Raw genomic sequence first — 24,449 nt, 5'->3', positions numbered from 1 at the left:
CTCGTCTGCACTTTAACGCACCCGCGCGCCGTCCTCTTCCCCTTCGCCGCCCGCCCGGCCCGGCGGGCGCCGTGCCGTTCCTTTGCGATCCCGCGCCTCGCCGCGGGGTTTCCGGCCGATCGCCGACCGGGCATAAGCGGTCGGTACCACCGCCCAGGTTGTTTACCGCGCCCGAGAAGGGGGACTTATGCTGCCCGCACTGCCCGTCGAGGCGATCAGCGCGAGGGAGGCCGACATGGCCGGCGCGACGAAGGACACCCTGCCCGCGGGGAAGCCGGCCGCGGGGAAGCCGCCCGCCGGGAAGCCCGCGAGCAAGACCCGGGGCAAGACGCCCGCCGCGAAGACCCCCGCCAAACCGGGCGGGCGGGCCGGGCGGGCCGGGGGGAAGGCGGCCAGGGCGGCGGAGCTGCCGGTGCGCGAGGGGGAGCACCGCTGGACGGCCGCGGAGCTCGCCGAGGTGCGGGCCGGGCTGCAGGAGCAGATCGAGGGGCTGCGCGCCGAGATCGCCGCGTCCGCCAGCCAGATCGCCGAGGGCGACGCCAGCGACGGGGCCGGCGACGACCAGGCCGACGCCGGCGCCAAGACGTACGAGCGCGAGCATGAGCTCTCCCTGGCCTACAATTCACGGGACCTGCTCGCCCAGATCGAGCGGGCCGTCCAGCGGATGGACGCCGGCACGTACGGAACCTGCGAGTCCTGCGCCAGGCCGATCGGCAAGGCGCGACTTCAGGTCTTCCCGCGTGCGACCCTGTGTGTGACATGCAAACAACGCGAGGAACGTCGCTGAGCGACTCAACGAACCCAGAGCGCGAGGCCGGGGAGTCCACGGGACCTTCCCGGCCGCGCCGCGTCGGCGTGCTGGTCGGCGTGGCGCTGGCCGCGCTGGCCGCCGACATCGTGTCCAAGATCATCGTGGTGGCGACGCTGCAGGACCGGGAGCCGATCCGGCTGCTCGGCGGGCTGCTGACGCTGCGCGAGACCCGGAACAGCGGCGCCGCCTTCTCGATCGGCACCGGCTACACGATCGTGTTCACCCTGATCGCCTGCGGCGTGGTGGCGGCCATCCTGCGCACCGCCCGCAATCTGCGGAGCGTGCCGTGGGCGGTCTGCCTCGGCCTGCTGCTCGGCGGCGCGGTCGGCAACCTGGGCGACCGGCTGCTGCGCGAGCCGGCGCCGCTGAAGGGCCACGTCGTCGACTGGATCCAGCTGCCGCACTGGCCGGTGTTCAACCTGGCCGACTCGGCGATCGTGTGCGGCGGCGTCCTCGCCGTACTGCTGGCGGCGCGCGGCCTGCAGGTCGACGGGACGCGCATCACCGGCAAGGACGACGACGATCCCCCCGAGCCCGAGCCCGAGCCCGAGCCCGAGCCCGAGCCCGAGCCCGAGTCCGGGGCCGAGCCGGGGGCCGCGGAGCCGGCGAAGGCCCCGGAGGAGAAGGCCTGATGGGGGAGGTCCGCAGCCTCCACGTGCCGGACGGCCTGGAGGGCGAGCGCGTCGACGCCGCACTGGCCCGGCTGTTCGGCCTGTCCCGGAGCAGCGCCGCCGAGATCGTCGCCGCCGGGGACGTCCTGCTGGACGGCGCCGAGGTGGCCACCAAGTCCGAGCGGCTGCAGGCCGGGGCCTGGCTGGAGGTCACGCTCCCGCCGCCGCCCGCGCCGCCCGCGCCGGTCGCCGAGCCCGTCCCGGGGATGGGCATCCTGTACGAGGACGACGACATCGTCGTGGTGAACAAGCCGATCGGCGTCGCCGCCCACCCCACCACCGGCTGGACGGGCCCGACCGTCCTCGGCGGGCTGCTCGGCGCCGGGCACACGATCGCGACCAGCGGCGCGTCCGAGCGGCAGGGCATCGTGCACCGGCTGGACGCCAACACCACCGGCGCGATGGTCGTGGCGAAGAGCGAGCTCGCGTACTCGCGGCTCAAGCGGGCGTTCAAGGAACGCCGCGTCGACAAGCGCTACCGGGCGCTCGTGCAGGGCCATCCGGACCCCTTCCGGGGGACGGTCGACGCGCCGATCGACCGGCATCCGTCCGGCGACGGGCGGTTCGCGGTCGTGGCGGGCGGCAAGCCGTCGGTCACCCACTACGACACGGTGGAGGCGTTCCGGGCGGCGACGCTGCTCGACATCAACCTGGAGACGGGGCGCACCCACCAGATCCGGGTGCACATGTCCGCGATCCGGCATCCGTGCGCGGGCGACATGGCGTACGGCGCCGACCCGACGCTGGCGGCGCGGCTCGGCCTGAAGCGGCAGTGGCTGCATGCCGCCCGGCTGGGGTTCGAGCACCCCGCCACGGGCGGCTGGGTGGAGTTCGAGAGCCCGTACCCGGACGACCTGGCCCGCGCCCTGGAGATCGTCGAGGCCGAGTCCTGACCGCTACAGGCCGAGCAGGCGCAGCCCGGCGGTGACGGCGGCGGCGGCGATCAGTACCACGAGGAACGGCGCGCGCAGCAGGAGCGCGGCGACGGCCGCGCCGAGGCCGGCCAGCCGGGCCGGGTCGAAGTCCAGGGACGTGCCGTCGGCGAGCGCCTGGACGGCGATCAGCGCGGTCAGCAGCGCCACCGGCACCAGCTCGGTGAACCGGCGCACCCGCGGGTCGTCCAGGATCCGCGGCGGGGTGACGAGCCCGCCGAGCTTGAGCGCGTAGCAGCCGAGCCCGGTCGCGATCACCGCGATCCACACGCTCACGGCGTCCCCCTCCTCCCGATCAGGGCGGGCAGCGCGGCCGCGGCGGCCAGCATGACCGGGACGCCGGGCGGCAGCACCGGCGTCGCCGCGACCGCGATCACGGCCGCCGCCACCGCGACCCGCGCCGCGCTCCGCCCCTCCCTCAGGCGCGGCCACAGCAGCGCCAGGAACGCCGCCGGGCCGAGGACGTCCAGGCCGACGGCGTCCGGGTCGCCGAGCCGGGCCGTGCCGGCCGCGCCCAGCAGCGTGGTGGCGTTCCACGCCAGGTACAGGCTGATCGCGGTGGTGTAGAACCCCGCGCGGGCCGCCGCCGGGTCGCGCCGCGCGGTGGCGACGGCGGCGGTCTCGTCGATCACGGCGTGCGCGGTGACGAGCCGGCGCCACCCGCGCACCGCCAGCGTCCGGGCGAGCCGCATCCCGTAGAGGGCGTTGCGCCCGCCGAGCAGGACCGCGCCGAGCGTCCCGGCGACCAGCCCGCCGCCCCCGCCGATCACACCCGCCAGCGCGAACTGGGACGCGCCGGTGAACGTCACCAGGCTCAGGACGCACGCCTGCGCGACCGTGAGGCCCGCGGTGACCGCCGCCGCCCCGAACGCGAGCCCGGACACGCCCACGGCGATGCCCACGCTCAGCCCGTCCCGGACGGCCGCGGCCCGCGCGCCCCCGTCCGTCCCCGCCGCGGTCTCGGCCTCGCTCACCGGCGCGCTTCGGCCGCGTCCAGGCCCGCCTCGATGACCGCGTTCATGATGCGGGCGAGCCGGTCCGGCCCGAGGGAGGGGGCGTGCACGGCCATGGCCTCGACGATCTCCCGCTCCCGGCCGGCGTCGCGGCCGGCGTGGCCGCCGACGGGCTTGAGCCGCTGGACGGCGGCGGCCACGGCGGCGCGCCGCTCCAGCAGCGCGGCGAGGGCGGCGTCGATCGCGTCGATCGCGGCCCTGGCCTCGCCCAGGCCGGTGAGCGCGGCGGCGTCCGGCAGCGCGACGCGCAGCTCGTCCGGCGCGCCGCGTGCGGGGCGGCCGGTGGCCCTGTGGCCGGTGGCAGGGCCGGTGGCAGGGCCGGTGGCAGGGTCGATCACTTGGTCGTGCATGTCGGGTTCCCTCTCATGCCGCGGCGGGCCGCGCAGGGGGAGGTTCGGTGCCCGGGGCCGCGCCTGACGGTGGACGTCCATGGGAAAGGCGAAGCCCGATGGGGGCTTCGCCTCGGCCGGCTCCGGGGTCGTCGCTCAGGTCGCGGCTGCGACCGGCTCGCCCGGAGCCGGCCGCGTAAACCTGAAGAGGCGACGTTCCACGGTTCCGATGGTATGCCGTGCCGCCCTGCGCGCCAAACTCCGGACAGGACGTCCCACGTGCTGAGACGCCGCGGGGATCGGGCGAGTCGGGGCGCGTGGGGCCCCCGATGCGGGTTAGGCTCTCAGGACCGCGTCATCCCGGCGTCCGCCCGGGTTGACGATCTTCCCCCGGGACCGATAACGCCACCACGTGCCGGCAGGCCACGTGGGCGGTCGCATGCGACGAGCAGGAGGCGCAGCGCACATGGCCGACTCTTTCGTTCATCTGCACGTCCATACCGAGTACTCCATGCTCGACGGAGCCGCCCGGCTGAAGCAGATGTTCGAAGAGGTCGACCGCCAGAAGATGCCGGCGATCGCCATGACCGACCACGGCAACATGCACGGCGCCTACGACTTCCACAAGCAGGCGACGGCCGCCGGGGTCACCCCCATCATCGGGATCGAAGCGTACATGGCGCCGGAATCGCGCTACCACAAGAAGAAGGTCCAGTGGGGCGAGCCGAGCCAGAAGCGCGACGACGTCTCCGGCGGCGGGCTGATCAACCACATGACGCTGTGGGCTCGGAACAGGGCCGGCCTGCACAACATGTTCAAGCTGTCGAGCCGCGCGTACACCGAGGGCTTCGTGTTCAAGTACGCGCGCATGGACGAGGAGCTGCTCGCCGAGCACGCCGAGGGCGTCATGGGCACCACCGGCTGCCCGTCCGGCAAGATCCAGACGCGGCTGCGGCTCGGCCAGTTCGACGAGGCGCTGAAGGCCGCCGCCACGTTCCAGGACATCCTCGGCAAGGACAACTACTTCCTCGAGCTGATGGACCACGGGCTGGACATCGAGCGCCGCGTCCGCGACGGCCTGATCGAGATCAGCAAGAAGCTGAACATCCCGCCGGTCGTGACCAACGACTCCCACTACACGCACGAGTCGGAGGCCACCGCGCACGACGCGCTGCTGTGCGTCCAGGTGGGCAAGCAGCTCGCCGACCCCGACCGGTTCCGGTTCGACGGGTCCGGCTACTACCTCAAGACGGCGGACGAGATGCGCGGCATCGACTCGTCCGCCATCTGGCTCGAAGGCTGCAAGAACACCCTCCTCGTCGCGGAGAAGGTCGACCCGGCGGGGATGTTCGAGTACCGCGACCTCAGCCCCCGCTTCCCCGTCCCCGAGGGCGAGACGGAGGAGAGCTGGTTCCGCAAGGAGGTCTGGAAGGGCCTGGAGCGCCGCTTCCCCGACGGCCTCCCGGACGGGTACAAGGAGCAGGCCGAGTACGAGATGGGCGTCATCCTCGGCAAGGGGTACCCGTCCTACTTCCTCGTCGTCGCCGACTTCATCATGTGGGCCAAGGAGAACGGCATCCTCGTCGGGCCGGGGCGGGGGTCCGCCGCCGGCTCGCTGATCGCCTACGCGATGGGGATCACCGACCTCGACCCGATCCCGCACGGGCTGATCTTCGAGCGGTTCCTGAACCCCGAGCGCGCGTCCATGCCCGACATCGACATCGACTTCCCTGAAGACCGGCGCGCCGAGGTCATCAAGTACACGACGGACAAGTGGGGCGCCGACAAGGTGTCGTTCATCGCCACCTTCGGCACCATCAAGGCGAAGGCCGCGATCAAGGACGCGGGCCGCGTCCTCGGCTTCCCGTACGCGCTCGGCGACCGGATCTCCAAGGCGTTCCCGCCCGCGGTGATGGGCAAGGACATCCCGCTGTCGGGCATCTTCGACGACAAGCACCCGCGCCACGGCGAGGCGGGCGAGCTGCGCAAGCTGTACGAGGAAGAGACCGACGTCAAGCAGATCATGGATCTGGCGCAGGGCCTGGAGGGCCTGATCCGGCAGACCGGGGTGCACGCCGCCGGGATCATCATGTCCGGCGAGACGATCACCGACCACGTGCCGATCATGCGCCGGGACGCCGACGGCGCGATCATCACGCAGTTCGACTACCCGACCTGCGAGACGCTCGGCCTGCTGAAGATGGACTTCCTCGGCCTGCGGAACCTGACGATCATCGACGACGCCCTGAAGGGCATCAAGAAGAACAAGGGCGTCGACGTCGACCTGCTCGGCCTCCCGCTGGACGACCAGCCGACCTACGACCTGCTCGCGCGCGGCGACACCCTCGGCGTGTTCCAGTTCGACGGCGGCCCGATGCGCTCGCTGCTGCGGCTGATGAAGCCGGACAACTTCGAGGACATCTCCGCCGTCGGCGCCCTGTACCGGCCCGGCCCGATGGGCGCGAACTCCCACACCAACTACGCGCTCCGCAAGAACGGCCAGCAGGAGATCACCCCGATCCACCCGGAGCTGGAGGAGCCGCTCAGGGAGATCCTCGACACCACCTACGGCCTGATCGTCTACCAGGAGCAGGTCATGGCGATCGCGCAGAAGGTGGCGGGCTACACGCTCGGCAAGGCGGACCTGCTCCGCCGCGTCATGGGCAAGAAGAAGAAGGCCGAGCTGGACGCGCAGTTCGTCGGCTTCGAGCAGGGCATGATCGACAACGGCTTCTCCAAGGAGGCCGTGAAGACGCTGTGGGACATCCTCGTCCCGTTCTCCGACTACGCGTTCAACAAGGCGCACTCCGCCGCGTACGGGCTCGTCTCCTACTGGACGGCGTACCTCAAGGCGAACTACCCGGCCGAGTACATGGCGGGCCTGCTGACGTCCGTCGGCGACGACAAGGACAAGAGCGCCCTCTACCTGTCGGAGTGCCGCCGGATGGGCCTGAAGGTCCTGCCGCCGGACGTCAACACGTCCGAGGCGGACTTCACCCCGCTGGGCGACACCGAGATCCGGTTCGGGCTGTCGGCGGTCCGCAACGTCGGCCACAACGTGGTGGACGGGATCGTCGCCGCCCGCAAGGAGAAGGGCGCCTACACCGACTTCAACGACTTCCTCGACAAGGTCCCGCCGCAGGTGTGCAACAAGCGGGTCGTGGAGTCGCTGATCAAGGCCGGCGCGTTCGACGAGCTGGACCACCAGCGCAAGGCGCTGCTGATGGTGCACGAGCAGGCCATCGACTCGGTCATCGACATCAAGCGCAAGGAGGCCATCGGCCAGGACTCCCTGTTCGGCGCGCTGGAGGACGACGGCGGCGAGGACGCGTTCACCGTCGCGATCCCCGAGGGCGAGGAGTGGGACAAGACCACCCTGCTCGCGTTCGAGCGGGAGATGCTCGGCCTGTACGTCTCCGACCACCCGCTGCTCGGCGTCGAGCACATCCTGGAGCGCGAGGCCGACTGCACGATCGCGTCGCTGAACGAGGGCGAGCGGCCGGACGGCCAGATCGTCATCGTGGCCGGCCTGCTCTCCGGCCTCCAGCGCAAGGTCACCAAGCAGGGCAACTCGTGGGCGATGTTCCAGCTGGAGGACCTGGCCGGCTCGATCGAGGTGCTGTGCTTCCCGTCGGCCTACCAGCTGTGCTCCACGCTGCTCGCCGAGGACGCCATCCTGATCGTCAAGGGCAGGCTCGACCGCCGCGAGGACGTCGCGAAGATCATCGCGATGGAGGTCACCCAGCCCGACCTCACCGTCACCGACGCTACCGGGCCGCTCTCGGTCACGATGCCGCTGGGCCGCTGCACGCCTCCCACCGTGTCGCGCCTGAAGGAAGTGCTGATCACCCATCCCGGCACGGCCGAGGTCCACCTGCACCTGCAGAACGGCCCGCGCACGACGGTCGTCCGCCTGGACGACCGGCTCCGCGTGGCGCCGTCCCCGGCCCTGATGGGCGACCTGAAACAACTCCTGGGCCCGTCCTGCCTAGGCTGACGCCCTTCGCCGCAGTGCCCGCTGAAGGGAGGGCGCTCTAGCGCCCGACCGCCGAGGGCTCTGCAATAAGCGCAGCCTTCCAGTCGACGAAGCGGCCGAGGCCGTCGAAGGAGGCGCGGGCGGTGCCGCCGCCGGGGAGCGCGGCCTCGGTCAGCACGTCGGTCTGCCGGTAGGGGACGCGGTGGTGCGACAGGAACCCGGCGAGCGTCAGGCGGGGCTCGTGCGGGAACAGGCTCGCCGCGTTGGCGAGGAGGCGGGGCAGCGGGACCGGGTCCCACTGGGCGGCCGGCACCTGCGGGTCGTCGACGTGCAGGTAGGCGGAGCCGCCGTCGTAGCCGGCGCCGAGGTACCCGGCGCCGCCGAGGACACCGCCGGCGGCCATCGCGATCAGCTCGCCGCCGTGCCCGGCCGGGCCCTCGTACCAGGACAGGTCGACCTCGGGGGTGGTGAACTCGGTGATGCCGAGCCGCTCCCCGATCGCCCGGATGACCAGCATCGGGGTGACCGCGGGATGCGCGTCGCCGAACTGCGGGTTCGCCCACCCCCACAGCCAGGTGCGCTCGCGGGCCGCGTAGCTGCCGAGCAGCGACACGCGGACCGTGACGCCGCCGCTGGTGTAGGTGCGGGCGGTCAGGTCGGCGCTCCAGTCCTCGCGCGGCAGGAACTCGGCGAGCGTCTCCTGCTGCTGCAGGACGACGGCCGCGCGTGCGGCGCCGAGGCGTTCGAACGCAGGACTGAATCCGGACATGTCGGGCACATTATCCCAGGAATCGAGGCGGTCGTGGGCGGGAATCGGACACCCTTCGAGAGTCGATCGGCCGAACCGGGCAGGCTAGGCTTTCGCTGTCAGAGCACTCACATCTAGGAGCGTACGAGGTGCGGCGACCCACCGGGAGGCTCTTCACGACGAGGCTCTGGGTGACGGGCGCCGTCGCCGCCGGCGCGATGGCGGTGCTCGGGCCGCTCGCGGGCCTGCTGTGGGCCTGGACGGCGCCCAAGGTGACCTATGTGATCGTGCAGGGTGAGCCCCTTCTGGCCGAGCCGGAAGGGCAGGGCCCGATCGGCATCGACGCGCGGTTCGCGCTGCTCACGCTCGTCGCCGGACTCCTGTGCGGGGCCGCCGCGTACCTGGCGGGCGGCCGCGGCAACGACGTCGCGCTGCTGCTCGGCCTGGCCGCCGGCGGGTGCGCCGCGGCCGTGCTGGCCTGGCAGGCCGGCCACATGATCGGGCTGGGCGGCTTCCAGGACGCGGTCCGGCACGCGCGCGACGGCACCGCCGTCACCGGCGTCGCCGACCTGCGCGCCAGGGGCGTCCTGATGTTCTGGCCGGTGTCGGCCGTGGCGGCGTACGGCCTGCTGGAGGTCGCCGTCCGGCGGCTACCCCCGGGCGATGGCGGCGACGGCGGCGCCGGTGAGCCGGACGAGGTCGGCGGGGACGAGCTCGATCTGGAGTCCGCGCCGACCGGCGGAGACGTAGACGGTCGCGAGCGCTGACACCGACGCGTCGATCACGGCGGGCAGCCGCCTCCGCTGCCCGAGCGGGCTGATCCCGCCGACGACGTACCCGGTGGCGCGCTCGGCGTCCTTCGGGTCGGCCATCCGCGCCTTCTTCCCGCCGGCCGCCGCCGCGAGCGCCTTCAGATCCAAGCTGGCCGACACGGGGACGATCCCGACCGTGAGCCGCCCGTCCACCTCCGCCAGGAGCGTCTTGAAGATCTGCCCGTACGGGATGCCGAGGGCGTCGGCGGCGGCCTCGCCGTAGGACCCGGCGTCCGGGTCCGCCTCATAGGCGTGCAGCGTGTACTCGATCCCGGCGTTCGCCGCGACGGCGGTCGCCGGGGTCCCCCGGCCGCCCTTGCTCGCTTTGCCGCCCTTGGCCTTGGCAGTGCTCATGGGGGCAGTCTGCCGTGCGCGGCCGGTTCGCGCCCGCTCAGTTCGCGGTGAACGACCCGTCCAGGAACTGCCCGGCGGGGATCATCGGCAGCACGTTCAGGATGCGGTTCTCCCGGGCCAGCAGGTCCCGCTCGGCGGCCAGCCGCAGCGCCGCGTCCTCGTACTCCAGCAGGCGCTGCTTCTCGTGGCCGTCCAGGACCAGCGACGCCGCGATCAGGTAGGACAGCGCGACCGGGTCGTCCGGGGGCGGCCCCTCCCCGACCGGGCCGACGCCCGCGCCGGCGGCGCCGATCCGGTGCCGGTACAGCCGGTACAGCAGCCGGACCCGCGCCGCCATCGGGCCGGGGTCGGTCCCCGGCTCCTCGGGGAGGAACTCGACCTCGCCCTGCAGGTAGGGGCGGGACCGGTCCAGTTCCTTCACCCGGAACCGGCGGGTCCCGACGGTCACGATGTCGTAGCGGCCGTCCGGGTGCGGGGTCGCCTCGCGCAGCTCGGCGACGCAGCCGACCTCGGCGAGCCGGTGCGCGGCGCCCTCGCCGACCTCATGGCCGAGCTCGATGCCGACGACGCCGAACCCGCGCGGCTCGGGCCGCTCCAGCAGGTCGCCGATCAGCCGGCGGTAGCGGTCCTCGAACAGGTGCAGGGGCAGCACCAGCCCCGGGAACAGGACGGTGCCGAGGGGGAACAGGGCGAGCCGCTCGGTCAAACTTCTCACTCCAGCGTTCCTGGGCGCCACCGGGAAGACGCCCTCGCCCGCCAGCGTACGTCCATATTGATGATCTTGGTAAGAGAACTTTTGGCAGAGTGTGAAGGCGGTAGCGTCGGCGGCATGAGGATGCTCGTCGTCGACGCCTTCGCGGACCGTCCGTTCACCGGCAACCCGGCCGGGGTGTGCCTGCTCCGGGACGCCGCCGACCCGGAGTGGATGCAGCGCGTCGCCGCCGAGATGAAGCACTCGGAGACGGCGTTCGTGCGCCCGATCGAGGATGCGGACGCCGACTTCGAACTGCGCTGGTTCACGCCGGTGATGGAGGTCGCGCTCTGCGGGCACGCCACCCTGGGCTCCGCGCACGCCCTCTACGAGACCGGGACGGTCGCGCCGGACCGCCCGATCCGGTTCCGGACGCTCAGGAGCGGCGTCCTCACCGTCGCGCGCGCGGACGGCGGGGCGCTGTCGATGGACTTCCCCGCCTGCCCGGCCGAGCCGATCGAGGTGCCCGAGGGCCTCGCCGCCGCGCTCGGCGCCGAGGTGCTCCGCGCCGCCCGCAACGTCCAGAACGACCTGCTGGCCGAGGTCGCGGACGAGACGGCCGTGCGGAAGGCCACGCCCGACATCCGCGCCCTCGCCGCGATCGACGCGCGCGGTGTGATCGTCACGGCGGCGGCCGGACCGGGGCGGGCGCACGACTTCACGTCCCGGTTCTTCGCGCCGCGCGTCCTGCCCGGCGACGCCGAGGACCCGGTGACGGGCTCCGCGCACACCGCCCTCGCCCCCTACTGGGCCGCGCGGTTCGGCCGCGACACGCTGACCGGGTACCAGGCGTCCGCGCGCGGCGGGCACGTCCGCGTCTCCGTCCGCGGCGACCGGGTGACCCTGTCCGGTACGGCCGTCACCGTCCTGGACGGCGCCTTCAGCGCGTGACGGCGCGCCGCGTCTCGCGACGTGAGACGGTGCGCGAGGGGCCGGGGGCACTCCGTAGACTGGACGGGTGATTTCCCGTATCGACCTGCGCGGCCCGCTTCCCGGCGACCTGCGCTCCGTGCTGCCCCGCGCCGACTTCGACGTCGAGGCCGCCCTGGACAAGGTGCGGCCCATCTGCGAGGACGTGCGCCATCGCGGCTCGGCGGCGGTCCGGGAGCACACGAAGGCGTTCGACGGGGTCGAGCTGGAGAGCACGCGCGTTCCGGTGAAGGCCGTCCACGAGGCCCTCGCCGGCCTCGACCCGGCCGTCCGGGACGCGCTGGAGGAGAGCATCCGCCGCGCCCGCGCCGTGCACCGCGCCCAGCGCCGCACGGACGTCACCACGCAGGTCGTGCCCGGCGGCACCGTCACCGAGCGGTGGATCCCGGTCGGGCGCGTCGGCCTGTACGTGCCGGGCGGGCGCGCCGTGTACCCGTCCAGCGTGGTCATGAACGTCGTCCCGGCGCAGGAGGCGGGCGTCGGCTCGCTCGCCGTGACCTCGCCGGCGCAGAAGGACTTCGGCGGGCTGCCGCACCCGGCGATCCTGGCCGCGTGCGCTCTCCTCGGCGTGGACGAGGTGTACGCGGCGGGCGGCGCCCAGGCCATCGCGATGTTCGCCTACGGCACCGATGAGTGCCCCCGCGCCGACCTGGTCACCGGGCCCGGCAACGTCTACGTCGCCGCCGCCAAGCGGCTGCTCAAGGGCGTGATCGGCATCGACGCCGAGGCCGGCCCGACCGAGATCGCGATCCTCGCCGACGACACCGCGAACCCGGTGGAGGTCGCCGCCGACCTGATCAGCCAGGCCGAGCACGACACGCTCGCCGCGGCCGTCCTCGTCACCGACTCGGTGCGGCTGGCCGACGAGGTCGAGGCCGAGCTGAAGGCGCAGGCCGCCCGCACCAGGCACACCGAGCGGATCACCGAGGCGCTCGCCGGGCGGCAGTCCGGCATCGTCCTCGTGGACGGCGTCGAGGACGGCCTGAAGGTCGTCGACGCCTACGCCGCCGAGCACCTGGAGGTCCAGACCGCCGACGCCGCGGCGGTCGCCGCCCGCGTCCGCAACGCCGGGGCGATCTTCGTGGGGCGGCACGCGCCGGTGTCGCTCGGCGACTACCTCGCCGGGTCCAACCACGTCCTGCCGACCGGCGGGTGCGCCTGCCACTCGTCCGGGCTGTCGGTCCAGTCGTTCCTGCGGGGCGTGCACGTCGTGGAATACGACCGGGACGCCCTCGCCGAGGCCACCGGGCGCGTGGTCGCGCTCGCCGAGGCCGAGGACCTGCCCGCGCACGGCGCCGCCCTGAAGGCACGCTTCGACTGGGGGATCCCTTCGTGACCTCGCTGAACGACCTGCCGCTGCGGGACGACCTGCGCGGCAGGGTGCCCTACGGCGCGCCGCAGCTGGACGTCCCGTACGCGCTGAACACCAACGAGAACCCGTACCCGCCGTCCGAGCGGCTCGTGAAGGCCCTCGGCGAGGCCGTCATGGACGTCGCCGGGACCCTCAACCGCTACCCCGACCGCGACGCCGTCGCGCTCCGTGAGGACCTCGCCGCGTTCCTGAACACCGACACGCCCGCCGCGGGCCTCACCAGGGACCGGGTGTGGGCGGCGAACGGCTCCAACGAGATCATCCAGCAGATCCTGCAGGCGTTCGGCGGGCCGGGCCGCACCGCGCTCGGCTTCGAGCCCTCCTACTCGATGCATCCGGTCATCACCGCCGTGTCGGGCACCCGCTGGGTGAACGCCTTCCGCGACGAGGACTTCGGCCTCGAACCCGAGCGGGCCGCCGCCGCCGTCGAGGAGCACCGCCCCGACGTCGTGTTCCTCACCTCGCCGAACAACCCGACGGGCACGGCGCTGCCCCTCGACGCGATCAAGGCGGTGCTGGGGACGGCGCCGGGCATGGTCGTCGTCGACGAGGCGTACTCGGAGTTCCGCCGCGCCGAGACGCCGTCCGCGCTCACGCTGCTGGACGGCAACCCGCGGCTGATCGTCACCCGGACGATGTCCAAGGCGTTCGCGATGGCCGGCACCCGGCTCGGCTACCTGGCCGCCGACCCCGCCGTGATCGACGCGCTGCTGCTCGTCCGGCTGCCGTACCACCTGTCGGCCGTCACCCAGGCCGTCGCCCGCACCGCCCTCGCCCACGGCGGGGAACTGCTCGGCGGCGTCGAGGCCCTGCGCCGCGAGCGCGACGACCTCGTCGCGTGGCTGCGCGCCGAGGGCTTCCGGGTGGCCGACTCCGACGCCAACTTCGTCCTGTTCGGGACCTTCCCGGACCGCCGCGAGGTCTGGGAGAACCTGCTCGGGCGCGGCGTGCTGATCCGGGAGGTGGGACCGCCCGAGTGGCTGCGGGTCAGCGTCGGCACCCCCGGCGAGATGGCCGCGTTCCGCACCGCACTGAAGGAGAGTCTGTGACGCGCAAGGGACGGATCGAGCGCGGGACCAAGGAGACCCAGGTCCTGGTCGAGATCGACCTCGACGGGACCGGGCGGGTCGACGTCGCGACCGGCGTGGGGTTCTTCGACCACATGCTGGCCCAGCTCGGCAAGCACGGATCGTTCGACCTCACCGTGAAGACGGCCGGCGACCTGCACATCGACAGCCACCACACGATCGAGGACACCTCCATCGCGCTCGGCCAGGCGTTCCGGGAGGCGCTCGGCGACAAGGTCGGCATCCGCCGCTTCGCCGACGCGTCCATCCCGCTGGACGAGGCGCTCGCGCAGGTCACCGTGGACGTCTCCGGCCGCCCCTACCTGGTGCACGTCGAGCCGGACGGCATGGCCCCGATGATCGGCCCCGAGTACGACACCACGATGACCCGGCACATCTTCGAGTCGTTCGTGTCGAACGCGCGGGTGGCGCTGCACGTCCACGTCCCGTACGGGCGCAACGCCCACCACATCGTCGAGGCGCAGTTCAAGGCCCTCGCCCGCGCGCTGCGCGACGCGGTGGCGTTCGACCCGAAGGTGCACGGCATCCCGTCCACCAAGGGAGCGCTGTAGCCGTGGACATCGGTGACCTGCACCTCACCTACGGCAACATCGCCGTCTTCGCGATCGCGGTCTTCCTGCTGGCGGGCGTCTACAGCTTCATCAAGCAGGGCATCAAGGTCGGTGCGCTGATCCTGCTCGTCCTCGCCGGGCTGGTGTTCGCCGGGGGAGTGATGTGGCTGTGACGAACATCGTCATCCTCGACTACGGCTCCGGCAACCTGCGCTCGGCCGAGCGCGCCGTGGCCCGCGCCGGGGCCGACGTCACCGTCACCGCCGACTGGGACGCCGCGCTCAACGCCGACGGCCTGGTCGTCCCGGGCGTCGGCGCGTTCGCCGCCTGCATGGCGGGCCTGCGCGCCGTCCGGGGCGAGCAGATCATCGGCCGCCGCCTCGCGGGCGGGCGCCCCGTCCTCGGCATCTGCGTCGGCATGCAGATCCTGTTCGCCAAGGGCATCGAGCACGGCGTCACCACCGAGGGCTGCGGCGAATGGCCCGGCACGGTCGACCGGCTGGACGCGCCGGTCGTCCCGCACATGGGCTGGAACACGGTCGACGCCCCGGAGGGTTCCGTCCTCTTCGACGGCCTGGACGGCGCGCGGTTCTACTTCGTCCACTCCTACGCCGCCCGCAGCTGGGACCTGGAGCCCGACCCGGCCGGCACCATCGCGCCGCCGCTGGTCACGTGGGCCGAGCACGGCGACCGCTTCGTCGCCGCCGTCGAGAACGGCCCGCTGTGCGCCACCCAGTTCCACCCGGAGAAGTCCGGCGACGCCGGCGCGCACCTCCTGCGCAACTGGCTCGCCACGGTCGCCTGATCACCCGTTCCATCAGCCTCGATAGGGTTCCCGCATGACTCTGACGCTCCTTCCCGCCGTCGACGTCGCCGACGGCCAGGCGGTCCGCCTGGTCCAGGGCGAGGCCGGCACCGAGACCTCCTACGGCGCCCCGCTCGACGCGGCGCTGGCCTGGCAGCGGGCGGGGGCGGAGTGGATCCATCTCGTCGACCTCGACGCGGCGTTCGGGCGCGGCTCCAACCGGGAGCTGCTCGCCGAGGTGACCGGGCGGCTGGACGTGAAGGTGGAGCTGTCCGGCGGCATCCGCGACGACGCGTCGCTGGAGGCGGCCCTCGGCACCGGGTGCGCCCGCGTCAACATCGGCACGGCCGCGCTGGAGAACCCCGAGTGGTGCCGGAAGATCATCGCCTCGCACGGCGACAAGATCGCGGTGGGGCTGGACGTGCGGGGCACGACGCTCGCCGCCCGCGGCTGGACGCGGGAGGGCGGCGACCTGTGGGAGGTCCTCGCCCGGCTGGAGGACGACGGCTGCCCCCGCTACGTCGTCACCGACGTCACCAAGGACGGGACGCTGCGCGGCCCCAACACCGGGCTGCTCCGCGAGGTCTGCGCCCGGACCGACAAGCCGGTGGTCGCGTCCGGCGGCGTCTCGTCGCTGGACGACCTGCGGGCCCTGGCCGGTCTTGTTTCCGATGGCGTCGAGGGCGCGATCGTCGGCAAGGCCCTGTACGCGCAGGCGTTCACGCTGGAAGAGGCCCTGGCGGCCGTGAAGTGATCAGGGAGGCCGTGAAGTGACCGTCGCCGTGCGGGTGATCCCGTGCCTGGACGTCGACGCCGGGCGCGTGGTCAAGGGCGTCAACTTCCAGAACCTGCGGGACGCCGGCGACCCGGTCGAGCTGGCGCGCCGCTACGACGCCGAGGGCGCCGACGAGCTGACGTTCCTGGACATCACCGCGTCCAGCGCCGACCGGTCCACCACCTACGACGTCGTGCGCCGCACCGCCGAGCAGGTCTTCATCCCGCTGACGGTCGGCGGCGGCGTCCGCACGGTCGAGGACGTCGACCGGCTGCTGCGCGCGGGCGCCGACAAGGTCTCGATCAACACCGCGGCGATCGCGCGGCCGGAGTTCCTGCGCGAGGCCGCGCACCGCTTCGGGTCGCAGTGCGTCGTCCTGTCGGTGGACGCGCGCCGGGCCGCCGGCACCGAGTCGGGCTTCGAGGTCACCACCCACGGGGGCCGCGAGGGGACGGGCATCGACGCGATCGAGTGGGCCCGCCGCGGCGAGGAGCTGGGCGTCGGGGAGATCCTGCTGAACTCCATGGACGCCGACGGCACCAAGGCCGGCTTCGACCTGGAGATGCTCCGCCGCGTCCGGGAGACGGTGACGGTGCCGGTGATCGCCAGCGGCGGCGCCGGCGCGGTCGGGCACTTCGCGCCCGCCGTCGCCGCGGGCGCCGACGCCGTCCTCGCCGCCAGCGTCTTCCACTTCGGGGAACTGACGATCCCCGAGGTCAAGACCGCCCTGCGCGAGGCGGGCCACCCCGTCCGCTGAAGAGGAAGCCCCCCGGTATGACCATCGCGTTCGCGACGTGCTCGCCGCTGCCCGGCGGAAGCGACGACGTTCGGGAGCTGATCGGCGCGCTCGCCTCCCTGGGCGTCGGCGCCGAGCCCGTGATCTGGGACGGCGACGTCGACTGGTCCCGCTACGACCTGGTCGTCGTCCGCTCCACCTGGGACTACACGTCCCGGCGCGACGAGTTCGTCGCGTGGGCGGAGAGCCTGCCGCGCGTCCTCAACCCGGCGGAGGTCATCCGCTGGAACACCGACAAGCGCTATCTCCGCGACCTCGCCGGCGCCGGCCTGCCCGTCGTCCCGACGCTCTGGGACCCGGCCGGCATCCCGTCCGGATGGCCGGAGTACGTCGTCAAACCGGCGGTCTCGATCGGCTCCGGCGACACGGCCCGCTGGGGCCCCGGCGAGGACGAGCGGGCCCGCGCCCACCTGCGCTCCCTGCGCGACGCGGGCCGGACGGCGATGGTCCAGCCCTACCTGACGGCGGTCGACACCGCCGGCGAGACGGCCCTGGTCTTCTGCGACGGCGAGTACAGCCACGCCGGACGCAAGGCCCGGATCCTCACCGCCGGCGCGGGCGTCGAAGGCCCCGTCCGGAACGACAGGACGCGCGGCCAGGTCACCGCGTCGACCGCGACCGAAGCCGAACTGGACGTCGCGTACCGCGCCCTCGCCGCCGTCCCGGGCGGCCACGACCTCCTCTACGCCCGCGTCGACCTCATCCCCGGCCCGGAGGGGTCCCCGCTCATCATCGAGCTGGAACTGACGGAACCCAACCTGTACCTGCAGCACGGTCCGGGAAGCGCGGCGAAATTCGCGGAGGCGATCGCCGCCCGCCTCTAGACCGGGTCCTCCTCGGGTGCCGGGACGGCGGCCTCGGGGGAGCGCTCGGCGATCGGCAGGATGATCGCGGACGGGTGGTCGGGGTCGTGGAAGACCTCCTGGCGGGCCTTGAGCATGCGGGTCGCGGTGGTGGCCAGGGGCTCGCCGGTGCCCGGATTCACGGCGACCTTGGGGTGGGCGCCGCTGGTGACGTGGACGCGGATCCGGTGGCCGCGCGCGAACCGGTGGCCGGCGGGCCACAGGTCGACGGCGATGCGGCGGACGCCGTCCGTCCCGACGGGCTTCTCGGCGACCGCGGGCAGGCGCAGCCCGCCCTCGCAGACGTTGCGGGACGTCCCGTCCGGGGCGACGTCGCAGAGCCGCACGATGAAGTCGGTGTGCTCGCGGTCGGACCGGACGAACAGGTCGGCGCCGACCGGGCCGATCACGTCCAGGTCGGCGCTCAGGGCGGGGGAGGTGAACGCGAGGACGTCGGGGCGCCGCTCCAGCGGGCGGTTGTCGACGGGGCGGGAGCTGCCGAGCAGGGTGGGGCCGCCGAGCGCCGGCGTCGGGTGCGCGGGGTCGAAGGTGTAGGTGCTCGCCGGGTGGTCCAGCGGGCCGTCCTCGCCGAGGCTGTGCCGGTTCCACGGGCCGCCGTGCAGGTGCCAGCGGACCTGCCGCGTGCCCGGCGGCGGCCAGTCGCGGTAGTGCCGCCATTCGCGGGCGCCCGTCACGTACAGCCGGACGGGGTCGCGGCGCAGCCCGGACGGGTCGCCCTGCAGGTGGGCGCGGAACCAGGCGAGCGACTCCCGGATCCCCGGCAGCCCGTGCCGGGCGTCGGTGTGCCACCAGGGCCCGATCGTCAGGTACGGGGCGTGCCCGGCGGCGCGCAGCGCGAGGTAGTCCTTGATCTCCCACGGCAGGAACACGTCGTACCAGCCGCCGAGGAGGCTGACGGGCGCGGCGACCCGGCCGACGGTGCCGCTGAAGTCGCGGCGGTCCCAGTAGCGGTTCGGGACGGCGTGGCCCCCGAGGAGGTCGTGGTTGGCGAGGAGGTCCTGGTAGAAGCGCATCGGCGCGCCGCCGGCGAGGACGTCCAGCTCGGCGAGGGGGCGGCCGGAGCGGGCGGCGCGCAGGGCGCGGCGCCGGGACGTCAGCGGCGCGGTGATCATGCCGAGCGGGCGCTGCTGCCGGTGCGTCAGGTCGGTCCAGGTGAGGGTGGACTCCAGCGCGAACGCCCCGCCCACATAGGCGGCGTCGCGGAAGGAGGACGCGGTGATCTGCAGCGACATCGCCTTCAGCTCGGGACCCGCCTCCGCCGCGATCGCCCACGCCGAGTAGCCGAGGTAGCTGGGGCCGAAGGTGGCGAACGCGCCGTGGAACCAGGGCTGCCGCTTCATCCACTCGACGGTGGCGAGCCCGTCGTCGCGTTCGCTGCCGAGCGGGTCGAACTCGCCGCCGGATCCGGACGTCCCCCGCGCGCTCTGCACGACCAGCTGGAACCCGAACGGGACGAACAGCAGCCCGTTGGCCAGGGCGGCGGGGCCGCGCCGCCCGTAGGGCGTCCGCACCAGGATCGTGGGCGGCCGCTCGACGCCGGCGGGGACGTACCGGTCGGCGAGGAGGGTCACGCCGTCCGGCATGGTCGCCGGCAGGTCGCGCTCGACCGTGTAGCGGGACAGCGCGGCGGGGCGCCGCAGCCGGATCGGTGGGGCGGGCAGTCGGTCCCAGGGCGCCATTCCGCCTCCGTCCGCGATGGGGCTACTACCTAGTAAGGTAACCGCCGGCGGGGACCGCAATCGTCATCCGCCGGTGAGGAACGCCCACGGGTCGGGCGCGGCGGCGGCCGAGGCGCCCAGTTCGTCCGCCCAGGCCGTCTCGTTTCCGTACTCGTCCCGCCACGACCAGAGCCGCAGTGTGAGCGTGCGGAGGACGTGCTCCCCGGTGACGCCGAGCGCGCCGTGGACCTGGTGCGCGATCGCCGCGACCGTGCCCGCCGCGCGCGACGCGTTCGCCTTGGCGGCGGCCGCCGCGACCGGGTCGTCCGGGGCGCGGACGGCGGCGCGCACCGCGACGTCCGCGACCGTGGCCTCCCCGGCGAGTTCGGCGAGCATCTGCTGGACGGCCTGGAACCGCCCGAGCGGCCGCCCGAACTGCTCCCGCTCGCCCGCGTACCGCACGGACAGGTCGAGCACCCGGCCCATCGCGCCGGTCAGCTGCACGGCCCGCGCCAGCGCCCCGCGCCGCCGCAGCTCCGCCGCGTCCACGCCGCACGGCGCCGCGGCCTCGGCCCGGACGCCGGACAGGACGACGTCGTCGCGGGGCTCGCCCGCCACGTTGGCCCCCTCGGTGATCCGCGCGCGGGCCGGGTCGACGACCGCGACGAGCCCGTCCGCCAGGACGGCGATCCGGTGCGCGGAACGAGCCCAGGGCACCCGGCGCAGCGTCCCGCTCAGGGTCCGGCCGTCGGTCTCGACCTCGCCGGACGCCGCCGTCAGGACGCCGGGCGGGACGGGCAGCCCGGCCCCGGCGAGGAGCCGCCCGGCGAGCCAGCCGGTCTCGGCGACGGGGACGGCGGCGGCGCGGTGCCCGGCTGCGCGGAGGACCGCCGCGGCGTCGGCGAGGCTCCCGCCGCTGCCGCCCGCCTCCTCCGGAACGCCGGCCAGCGCCAGGCCGGACTCCACGAGCGCGGCCCACGGGTCGTCCTGCGACCAGGATCTCGTGCGCGGTCTCTTCCAGCAGCTCCATCAGCGCACTCCCAGGCCGCGCGCGACGATGCCGCGCAGGATCTCGTTGGTGCCGCCCCGCAGCGTGAACCCGGGCGCCTGGACGACCGCCTCCGCCAGCGCGCGGGCCAGCGGATCGGGGGAGGCGAGGTCGGGCTCCACGTCCGCGTGCTCCCGCACCGTCTCGATGACCTCGCGCTCGAATCGCGTCCCCAGGTCCTTGACCAGGGCCGCGGGGATGTCGGGGGTGAGCCCGGCGTCCAGCGCCCCCGCGACCGCCAGGGACGCCTGCCGCAGCGCCCACAGCCGCGCCGTCAGCCGGCCGAGGGCGCGCCGCGCCGCCGGTCCGGCCGCGCGGCCGTGCAGCAGCCGCAGGAGCAGGAACGTGCTGAGCAGCCGCTCCGGCCCGCTGCGCTCGTAGGCGAGCTCGGCGGTGACCTGCCGCCAGCCGTCCCCGACACGGCCGAGCACCATCGCGTCCGGGACGAACACCCCGCCGAGCACGACCTCGTTGAAGTGGTGCTCGCCGGACAGCCCCGGGATCGGCCGGATCGCCACCCGCTCGTCCGGCAGCGGGACGATGAACTGGCTCAGCCCCGCGTGCCGGTCGTCCGTCCGGGGGGAACTCCGCGCGAGCACGAGGATCGCGTGCGCGATGTGGGCGCCGCTCGTCCACACCTTGGTGCCGTGCAGCCGCCACCCGCCCTCCGCGCGCTCGGCGCGGGTGCGGACGGACGCGAGATCCGACCCGGAGTCGGGTTCGCTCATCCCGATGGCGAAGAAGCACTCGCCGCGCGCGATCGCCGGCAGGAACCGCGCCTTCTGCTCCTCGGAGCCGTTGGCGAGGATGCTCGGCCCGGTCTGCCGGTCGGCGATCCAGTGCGCGCCCACCGGCGCCCCGGCGGCGAGCAGCTCCTCGATCACCACGAACCGCTCCAGCGGGGAGCGGCCGTGCCCGCCGTACCGCTCGGGCAGCGTCATCCCGAGCCAGCCGCGCTCCCCGAGCCGCCTGCTGAACGCCGGGTCCGCGCCGGTGAGCCAGCAGTCGCAGCGGGGCGTGAACGCCGCCTCCGCGAGGAACTCCCGGACCTGCGCCCGCAGCTCGGCGGCCTGCGGGGGGAACGTCCCGGGCTCCAGGTCGGACGGTCTGGCCACGTGCGCCTCCTCGGTCTCAGGGCGACGTTACAGACGCGCCTCCGCGCGCCGATCAGCGGACCCTTACCAGGGGCCGTCCTTGGCGGAGCCGGTGCCGTCTGGAATCGTTGCCCTCCCACAACCCACGCCGAGGGGAGAACACGAGATGCGGCCCGGGCCGAACCCGCCGATGGGACCGCCGCCCCTGGGGTCGGCGGCGCCCTCCTGGGTCCCGGAGCGCCGTGTCGGCCCCGGCGCGGGCTGGTATGCGCTGCCGGTCGTCCTGCTCGTCGCGGCGGTGGCGGGCCTTCTCGCCGCGCTCGCGTTCCTGTGGGACGACTACCAGGTCGCGGGAGGTCCGGCGGCGGCCGGGGACCCGGTCGCAGGGGTGCGGGTCCAGCTCTCCGAGGGGTACGGGTACTTCCTCTACGTCCGCACCGGCGGCCCCTCGCCCTATTCCTGCGTGGTCCAGGTCGGTGAGCGGTCCGGGCCCGTCCGGCTGACGCGGAAGAACTCCTGGAGCGCGGCCGAGCGCGCCGGCTACCGCTACACGGCCACGTTCCAGGCACCGGCGTCCGGGACGGCGCGGCTGACCTGCCGGGGCACCGGCGGGCCGATCCTGGTGGCGCCGGACGCCACCGTGCACGGCTACCTCGGCTCCGCCTTCCTCGCCGCCCTCGTGCTCGGCGGCCTCGCCGCCCTCAGCTTCGTGATCACCTTCCTCCGGCGCAGAGCCGCCCGCCGGTGAACCTCCCCGCGCACGTTCGTCGCCGGCCTGTCAGGACGTGAGCTCGCGCTCCAGCGGTGTGCGGAACCGGGGCACGGCGCGGACGTCGCCGTACCAGGCCGCCAGCCGCGCCGCCTCGCGCTCGATCGCGGCCTCGGCGTCGGCGCCCACGTCCTCCAGGACGCGGACGGCGATCTCGCCGTCCTTGCGCTGCCCCCAGCCGCCGACGACGCGGCCGTCCCACCAGACGGACGGGCCGATGTTGCCGTTGCGGTCGAACAGCGCCGGGCCGTGGCCGCCGAGGAACCAGCCGCGCTCCCGCCAGCCCATCGGCGTCGGGTCGAGCGCGGGCAGCAGCGCCGCCCACGGCTCCGGCTCGGCCGCGGGCTCCAGATCGCCGGACAGGGCGATGCCGGTGGCGCCGCCGAGATCGACCTCGGTGACGTCGAGGAGCGCGAGGGCCTTCTTGACGTCGCCGGCGTTCCAGCCCGTCCACCACTTCAGGTCCGCGACCGGGGCGGGCCCGAACGCGCGCAGCCAGCGGCGGACGAGGGCGGCGCGGGCGCCGTCGGCCGGGACGTCCTCGATGCCGCCGGGCAGCCACGCCTCGACGGGCGACCACATGTACTGGCTGCTGGCCCACGTCCCGTTGGGGCGGCCCCGCACGATGCGGCCCTCGCAGCCGAGGGTGACGAGCACCCAGGTGGTGATGCCGGTCGGCCGGGAGTAGGACTTGCCGGGCGCCGGGTCGACCTGCGTCCGCAGCAGCGGCACGTCGGCGCCGAGCTGGGCGCCGGTGGCCTCCCCGCGCGCGAGCAGCGCCCGGTGCGCGGCCTCCTCGGCCTCGGCGAACAGGGCCGGGGCGTCGGCGATGCCGCTGCCGCGCTCGATCATCCGGGTGTAGGTGGCGCGCTGCTTGACGGCCAGCCCGTTCGCCGTGGACGCCTGCAGGACCGGGACGAGGTCGGTGGGCGCGACGAACATCGTCCGGCGCATGGCGAGCATCCGCAGCAGGGTGCGGTCGTCGTACAGGGCCCGCTCCACCGCGGCGGGGCCGGCCTCGGCGCTGCGGGCCGCGACCGACAGGAACACTGTCGCCGGGTCGGTGGCGTGCAGCACCACCAAGGACCGCGCGATGTCGAGGACGTCGTCGGTCCTGGCCTGCCGGGCGAGCCGGTGGCGGAGTGCGAGCCGGGCGCGCCGCTCCGCCGGAGTCATCGAACGCATGTGCGAAGCTTAGCCCGGCTCAGCCGGCGTTGGAGATCTTCACCACCACATTGTCCTTGGTGACCGACTGGACCGAGACGTTGAAGCCCTCGGCCTCCTGCCCGCCGTCGCCCACCGGCACGGTCACCTGCTGGCCCGCGATCTTGAGGGTGACCAGGTCGCCCTGCACCTTCACCAGCTCCGCCTTCACCCCGAGGATGGACGCGCTCGCGTCGACCCCGCGGTCGAAGGTCACCGTGCAGGAGTTCACGGCGCAGGAGGTCTTGCTGTTCTCGCCGCCGCAGGCTGCCAGCGCGCCGAGCGGCAGCAGGACGAGCGGGATCACGGCCAGCTTCCGCCGGAGGGGAATGGAGGTCATGCCGGGGAGTCTATGGGCAGGCCGGGCCGCCGCCGCCCTCCGCGAGGCGGAACCGGCCGGGACGAATGTGGTACCGCACGGTGACGCGGCTGGATCTTCACGGTGACCTCGTGCTTCGCTGGACGCGTGAGTACGGACAGCGCCCCGGTGGACGGCGGCGAGGCCGCCGAAGCGCCGGTGGTCGGCCCGGTCGTGTGCGCCGCGCTGGGGATCGAGGCGCGTGCGGTCCGGCGCGGGCTCACCCGGACACCGGTCGTCGTCGTCGGCTACCGCGCCCGGCGCGCGGCGCGGCTCCCGGACGCGTGCGCCGCGCTGGTCGTCGTCGGCTTCGGCGGCGCGCTCGACGCGCGGCTGCGGCCCGGAGACGTCCTCGTCGCCGACGAGATCCGCGGCCCCGGCGGGACGGCGGTGCCCTGCGCCGCGCCGCGGCTGCTCGCCGAGGAGCTGATCCGGGACGGCCTGAGCACGCAGGTCGGCCCGCTCGTCACCACCGGCCGTGTCGTCCACGGCGGGGAGCGCGCCGTCCTCGCCGCGCAGGGCGCGCGCGTCGCCGACATGGAGTCGGCCGTCGTCGCGGCGCGGGGCGGCGGGCTGCCGGTCGCCGCCGTCCGGGTCGTCGTGGACGGCCCCGGGCACCCGCTGTGGCGGCCGGGCACCATCGGGCGCGGGCTGGCCGCACGGCGCGTCCTGGCCCGCACCGGCCCCGCCCTGGAGCGCTGGAGCGTCCTGCTGGTCCGCGGCGGCGACGGCTGAGCCGGAT

At 74.0% G+C, this 24,449-nt stretch carries 27 protein-coding genes; 16 read left to right on the top strand and 11 right to left on the bottom strand.

What is annotated here, in order from left to right:
* Positions 1 to 406 precede the first annotated feature (406 nt).
* The 3 genes from AL2_RS39050 to AL2_RS07050 are packed head-to-tail and all read left to right on the top strand — an operon-like array spanning position 407 to position 2,375.
* Complete coding sequence (locus tag AL2_RS39050) at positions 407 to 787, top strand: TraR/DksA family transcriptional regulator (RefSeq protein WP_067632429.1); 381 nt, start codon at positions 407 to 409, stop codon at positions 785 to 787.
* Entirely contained in the window at positions 760 to 1,443 is a 684-nt protein-coding gene (locus AL2_RS07055; RefSeq protein ID WP_083946144.1) for a signal peptidase II, read from the top strand. The genes AL2_RS39050 and AL2_RS07055 overlap by 28 nt, the downstream gene beginning before the upstream one ends.
* Positions 1,443 to 2,375 carry an RluA family pseudouridine synthase gene (locus AL2_RS07050; protein ID WP_067631086.1) on the top strand — a complete coding sequence of 311 codons (933 nt, stop codon included), beginning with the start codon at positions 1,443 to 1,445 and terminating at the stop codon, positions 2,373 to 2,375. The genes AL2_RS07055 and AL2_RS07050 overlap by 1 nt, the downstream gene beginning before the upstream one ends.
* Positions 2,376 to 2,378: 3 nt before the next feature.
* Here AL2_RS07050 and AL2_RS07045 read toward each other — a convergent pair whose 3' ends face one another.
* From AL2_RS07045 to AL2_RS07035, 3 genes are read right to left on the bottom strand one after another with little or no spacing between them, the layout of a single operon-like run.
* A complete protein-coding gene (locus tag AL2_RS07045; protein ID WP_067631083.1) occupies positions 2,379 to 2,690 on the bottom strand; it encodes an AzlD domain-containing protein in 312 nt (103 codons plus the stop codon).
* Positions 2,687 to 3,388 (bottom strand): AzlC family ABC transporter permease, encoded by a 702-nt coding sequence (locus AL2_RS07040; RefSeq protein ID WP_067631080.1) that lies wholly within the window; start codon positions 3,386 to 3,388, stop codon positions 2,687 to 2,689. Before AL2_RS07040 ends, AL2_RS07045 begins: the two co-directional genes overlap by 4 nt.
* Positions 3,385 to 3,678, bottom strand: coding sequence for a chorismate mutase (locus tag AL2_RS07035; RefSeq protein WP_067632427.1), 294 nt, complete (start codon positions 3,676 to 3,678; stop codon positions 3,385 to 3,387). The genes AL2_RS07040 and AL2_RS07035 overlap by 4 nt, the downstream gene beginning before the upstream one ends.
* Before the next feature lie 544 nt (positions 3,679 to 4,222).
* Here AL2_RS07035 and dnaE point away from each other — a divergent pair.
* Complete coding sequence (gene dnaE / locus AL2_RS07030) at positions 4,223 to 7,753, top strand: DNA polymerase III subunit alpha (RefSeq protein ID WP_067631078.1); 3,531 nt, start codon at positions 4,223 to 4,225, stop codon at positions 7,751 to 7,753.
* Between the two features lie 37 nt (positions 7,754 to 7,790).
* Here dnaE and AL2_RS07025 read toward each other — a convergent pair whose 3' ends face one another.
* Complete coding sequence (locus tag AL2_RS07025; protein ID WP_067631075.1) at positions 7,791 to 8,501, bottom strand: DUF6882 domain-containing protein; 711 nt, start codon at positions 8,499 to 8,501, stop codon at positions 7,791 to 7,793.
* A gap of 128 nt (positions 8,502 to 8,629) precedes the next feature.
* On the opposite strand from AL2_RS07025, the gene AL2_RS37290 reads away from it, so the two are divergent.
* On the top strand, positions 8,630 to 9,247 hold the full coding sequence (locus tag AL2_RS37290; RefSeq protein ID WP_245666418.1) for a hypothetical protein: 618 nt from the start codon (positions 8,630 to 8,632) through the stop codon (positions 9,245 to 9,247).
* On the opposite strand, the gene ybaK is transcribed toward AL2_RS37290, so the two are convergent.
* Both ybaK and AL2_RS07015 read right to left on the bottom strand, forming a co-directional pair.
* On the bottom strand, positions 9,131 to 9,646 hold the full coding sequence (ybaK, locus tag AL2_RS07020; RefSeq protein WP_067631073.1) for a Cys-tRNA(Pro) deacylase: 516 nt from the start codon (positions 9,644 to 9,646) through the stop codon (positions 9,131 to 9,133). The genes AL2_RS37290 and ybaK overlap by 117 nt on opposite strands.
* A gap of 37 nt (positions 9,647 to 9,683) precedes the next feature.
* Complete coding sequence (locus AL2_RS07015) at positions 9,684 to 10,361, bottom strand: LON peptidase substrate-binding domain-containing protein (RefSeq protein ID WP_376741351.1); 678 nt, start codon at positions 10,359 to 10,361, stop codon at positions 9,684 to 9,686.
* 114 nt (positions 10,362 to 10,475) lie between these two features.
* Between AL2_RS07015 and AL2_RS07010 the strand changes: the two genes are divergently transcribed.
* The 9 genes from AL2_RS07010 to AL2_RS06975 all read left to right on the top strand — a co-directional run bounded on the left by AL2_RS07010 (position 10,476) and on the right by AL2_RS06975 (position 17,538).
* Positions 10,476 to 11,288 (top strand): PhzF family phenazine biosynthesis protein, encoded by an 813-nt coding sequence (locus AL2_RS07010; RefSeq protein WP_067631068.1) that lies wholly within the window; start codon positions 10,476 to 10,478, stop codon positions 11,286 to 11,288.
* Positions 11,289 to 11,355: 67 nt separating this feature from the next.
* Positions 11,356 to 12,663 carry a histidinol dehydrogenase gene (gene hisD, locus AL2_RS07005; protein ID WP_067631060.1) on the top strand — a complete coding sequence of 436 codons (1,308 nt, stop codon included), beginning with the start codon at positions 11,356 to 11,358 and terminating at the stop codon, positions 12,661 to 12,663.
* Positions 12,660 to 13,748 carry a histidinol-phosphate transaminase gene (locus AL2_RS07000; RefSeq protein ID WP_067631057.1) on the top strand — a complete coding sequence of 363 codons (1,089 nt, stop codon included), beginning with the start codon at positions 12,660 to 12,662 and terminating at the stop codon, positions 13,746 to 13,748. Before hisD ends, AL2_RS07000 begins: the two co-directional genes overlap by 4 nt.
* Positions 13,745 to 14,338 carry an imidazoleglycerol-phosphate dehydratase HisB gene (gene hisB / locus AL2_RS06995; RefSeq protein WP_067631055.1) on the top strand — a complete coding sequence of 198 codons (594 nt, stop codon included), beginning with the start codon at positions 13,745 to 13,747 and terminating at the stop codon, positions 14,336 to 14,338. The genes AL2_RS07000 and hisB overlap by 4 nt, the downstream gene beginning before the upstream one ends.
* A 2-nt stretch (positions 14,339 to 14,340) precedes the next feature.
* Positions 14,341 to 14,511 (top strand): CG2302 family histidine operon protein, encoded by a 171-nt coding sequence (locus AL2_RS38010; RefSeq protein ID WP_168444759.1) that lies wholly within the window; start codon positions 14,341 to 14,343, stop codon positions 14,509 to 14,511.
* Positions 14,508 to 15,143, top strand: coding sequence for an imidazole glycerol phosphate synthase subunit HisH (hisH, locus tag AL2_RS06990; RefSeq protein WP_218003642.1), 636 nt, complete (start codon positions 14,508 to 14,510; stop codon positions 15,141 to 15,143). Before AL2_RS38010 ends, hisH begins: the two co-directional genes overlap by 4 nt.
* A 34-nt stretch (positions 15,144 to 15,177) precedes the next feature.
* The gene (gene priA, locus AL2_RS06985; protein ID WP_067631048.1) at positions 15,178 to 15,897 is read left to right on the top strand and encodes a bifunctional 1-(5-phosphoribosyl)-5-((5-phosphoribosylamino)methylideneamino)imidazole-4-carboxamide isomerase/phosphoribosylanthranilate isomerase PriA; all 720 of its coding nucleotides are present in this window, start codon (positions 15,178 to 15,180) and stop codon (positions 15,895 to 15,897) included.
* A 16-nt stretch (positions 15,898 to 15,913) separates the two neighbouring features.
* Positions 15,914 to 16,675 (top strand): imidazole glycerol phosphate synthase subunit HisF, encoded by a 762-nt coding sequence (gene hisF, locus AL2_RS06980; protein WP_067631046.1) that lies wholly within the window; start codon positions 15,914 to 15,916, stop codon positions 16,673 to 16,675.
* Between the two features lie 17 nt (positions 16,676 to 16,692).
* A complete protein-coding gene (locus AL2_RS06975) occupies positions 16,693 to 17,538 on the top strand; it encodes an ATP-grasp domain-containing protein (RefSeq protein WP_067631044.1) in 846 nt (281 codons plus the stop codon).
* Here AL2_RS06975 and AL2_RS06970 read toward each other — a convergent pair.
* The 3 genes from AL2_RS06970 to AL2_RS06960 all read right to left on the bottom strand — a co-directional run bounded on the left by AL2_RS06970 (position 17,535) and on the right by AL2_RS06960 (position 21,398).
* Positions 17,535 to 19,256: a CocE/NonD family hydrolase gene (locus AL2_RS06970; RefSeq protein WP_067631042.1), complete on the bottom strand. Its 1,722-nt coding sequence runs from the start codon at positions 19,254 to 19,256 to the stop codon at positions 17,535 to 17,537. The genes AL2_RS06975 and AL2_RS06970 overlap by 4 nt on opposite strands.
* 63 nt (positions 19,257 to 19,319) lie before the next feature.
* Positions 19,320 to 20,201 carry an acyl-CoA dehydrogenase family protein gene (locus AL2_RS06965; protein ID WP_210748514.1) on the bottom strand — a complete coding sequence of 294 codons (882 nt, stop codon included), beginning with the start codon at positions 20,199 to 20,201 and terminating at the stop codon, positions 19,320 to 19,322.
* Between the two features lie 63 nt (positions 20,202 to 20,264).
* Positions 20,265 to 21,398 carry an acyl-CoA dehydrogenase family protein gene (locus tag AL2_RS06960; protein ID WP_067631032.1) on the bottom strand — a complete coding sequence of 378 codons (1,134 nt, stop codon included), beginning with the start codon at positions 21,396 to 21,398 and terminating at the stop codon, positions 20,265 to 20,267.
* A gap of 145 nt (positions 21,399 to 21,543) precedes the next feature.
* Between AL2_RS06960 and AL2_RS06955 the strand changes: the two genes are divergently transcribed.
* Positions 21,544 to 22,125, top strand: coding sequence for a hypothetical protein (locus AL2_RS06955; protein ID WP_067631029.1), 582 nt, complete (start codon positions 21,544 to 21,546; stop codon positions 22,123 to 22,125).
* A gap of 30 nt (positions 22,126 to 22,155) precedes the next feature.
* Here AL2_RS06955 and AL2_RS06950 read toward each other — a convergent pair whose 3' ends face one another.
* Positions 22,156 to 23,331: a winged helix DNA-binding domain-containing protein gene (locus AL2_RS06950; protein WP_067631028.1), complete on the bottom strand. Its 1,176-nt coding sequence runs from the start codon at positions 23,329 to 23,331 to the stop codon at positions 22,156 to 22,158.
* Positions 23,332 to 23,350: 19 nt separating this feature from the next.
* Positions 23,351 to 23,689: a hypothetical protein gene (locus tag AL2_RS06945; RefSeq protein WP_067631026.1), complete on the bottom strand. Its 339-nt coding sequence runs from the start codon at positions 23,687 to 23,689 to the stop codon at positions 23,351 to 23,353.
* 126 nt (positions 23,690 to 23,815) lie between these two features.
* Between AL2_RS06945 and AL2_RS06940 the strand changes: the two genes are divergently transcribed.
* Entirely contained in the window at positions 23,816 to 24,442 is a 627-nt protein-coding gene (locus AL2_RS06940; protein ID WP_168444758.1) for a phosphorylase family protein, read from the top strand.
* Positions 24,443 to 24,449: the final 7 nt, after the last annotated feature.

This window comes from Actinomadura latina NBRC 106108 (assembly GCF_001552195.1).
Classification (GTDB): Bacteria; Actinomycetota; Actinomycetes; order Streptosporangiales; family Streptosporangiaceae; genus Spirillospora; species Spirillospora latina.
This window is presented reverse-complemented; position numbering and strand designations above follow the sequence as displayed.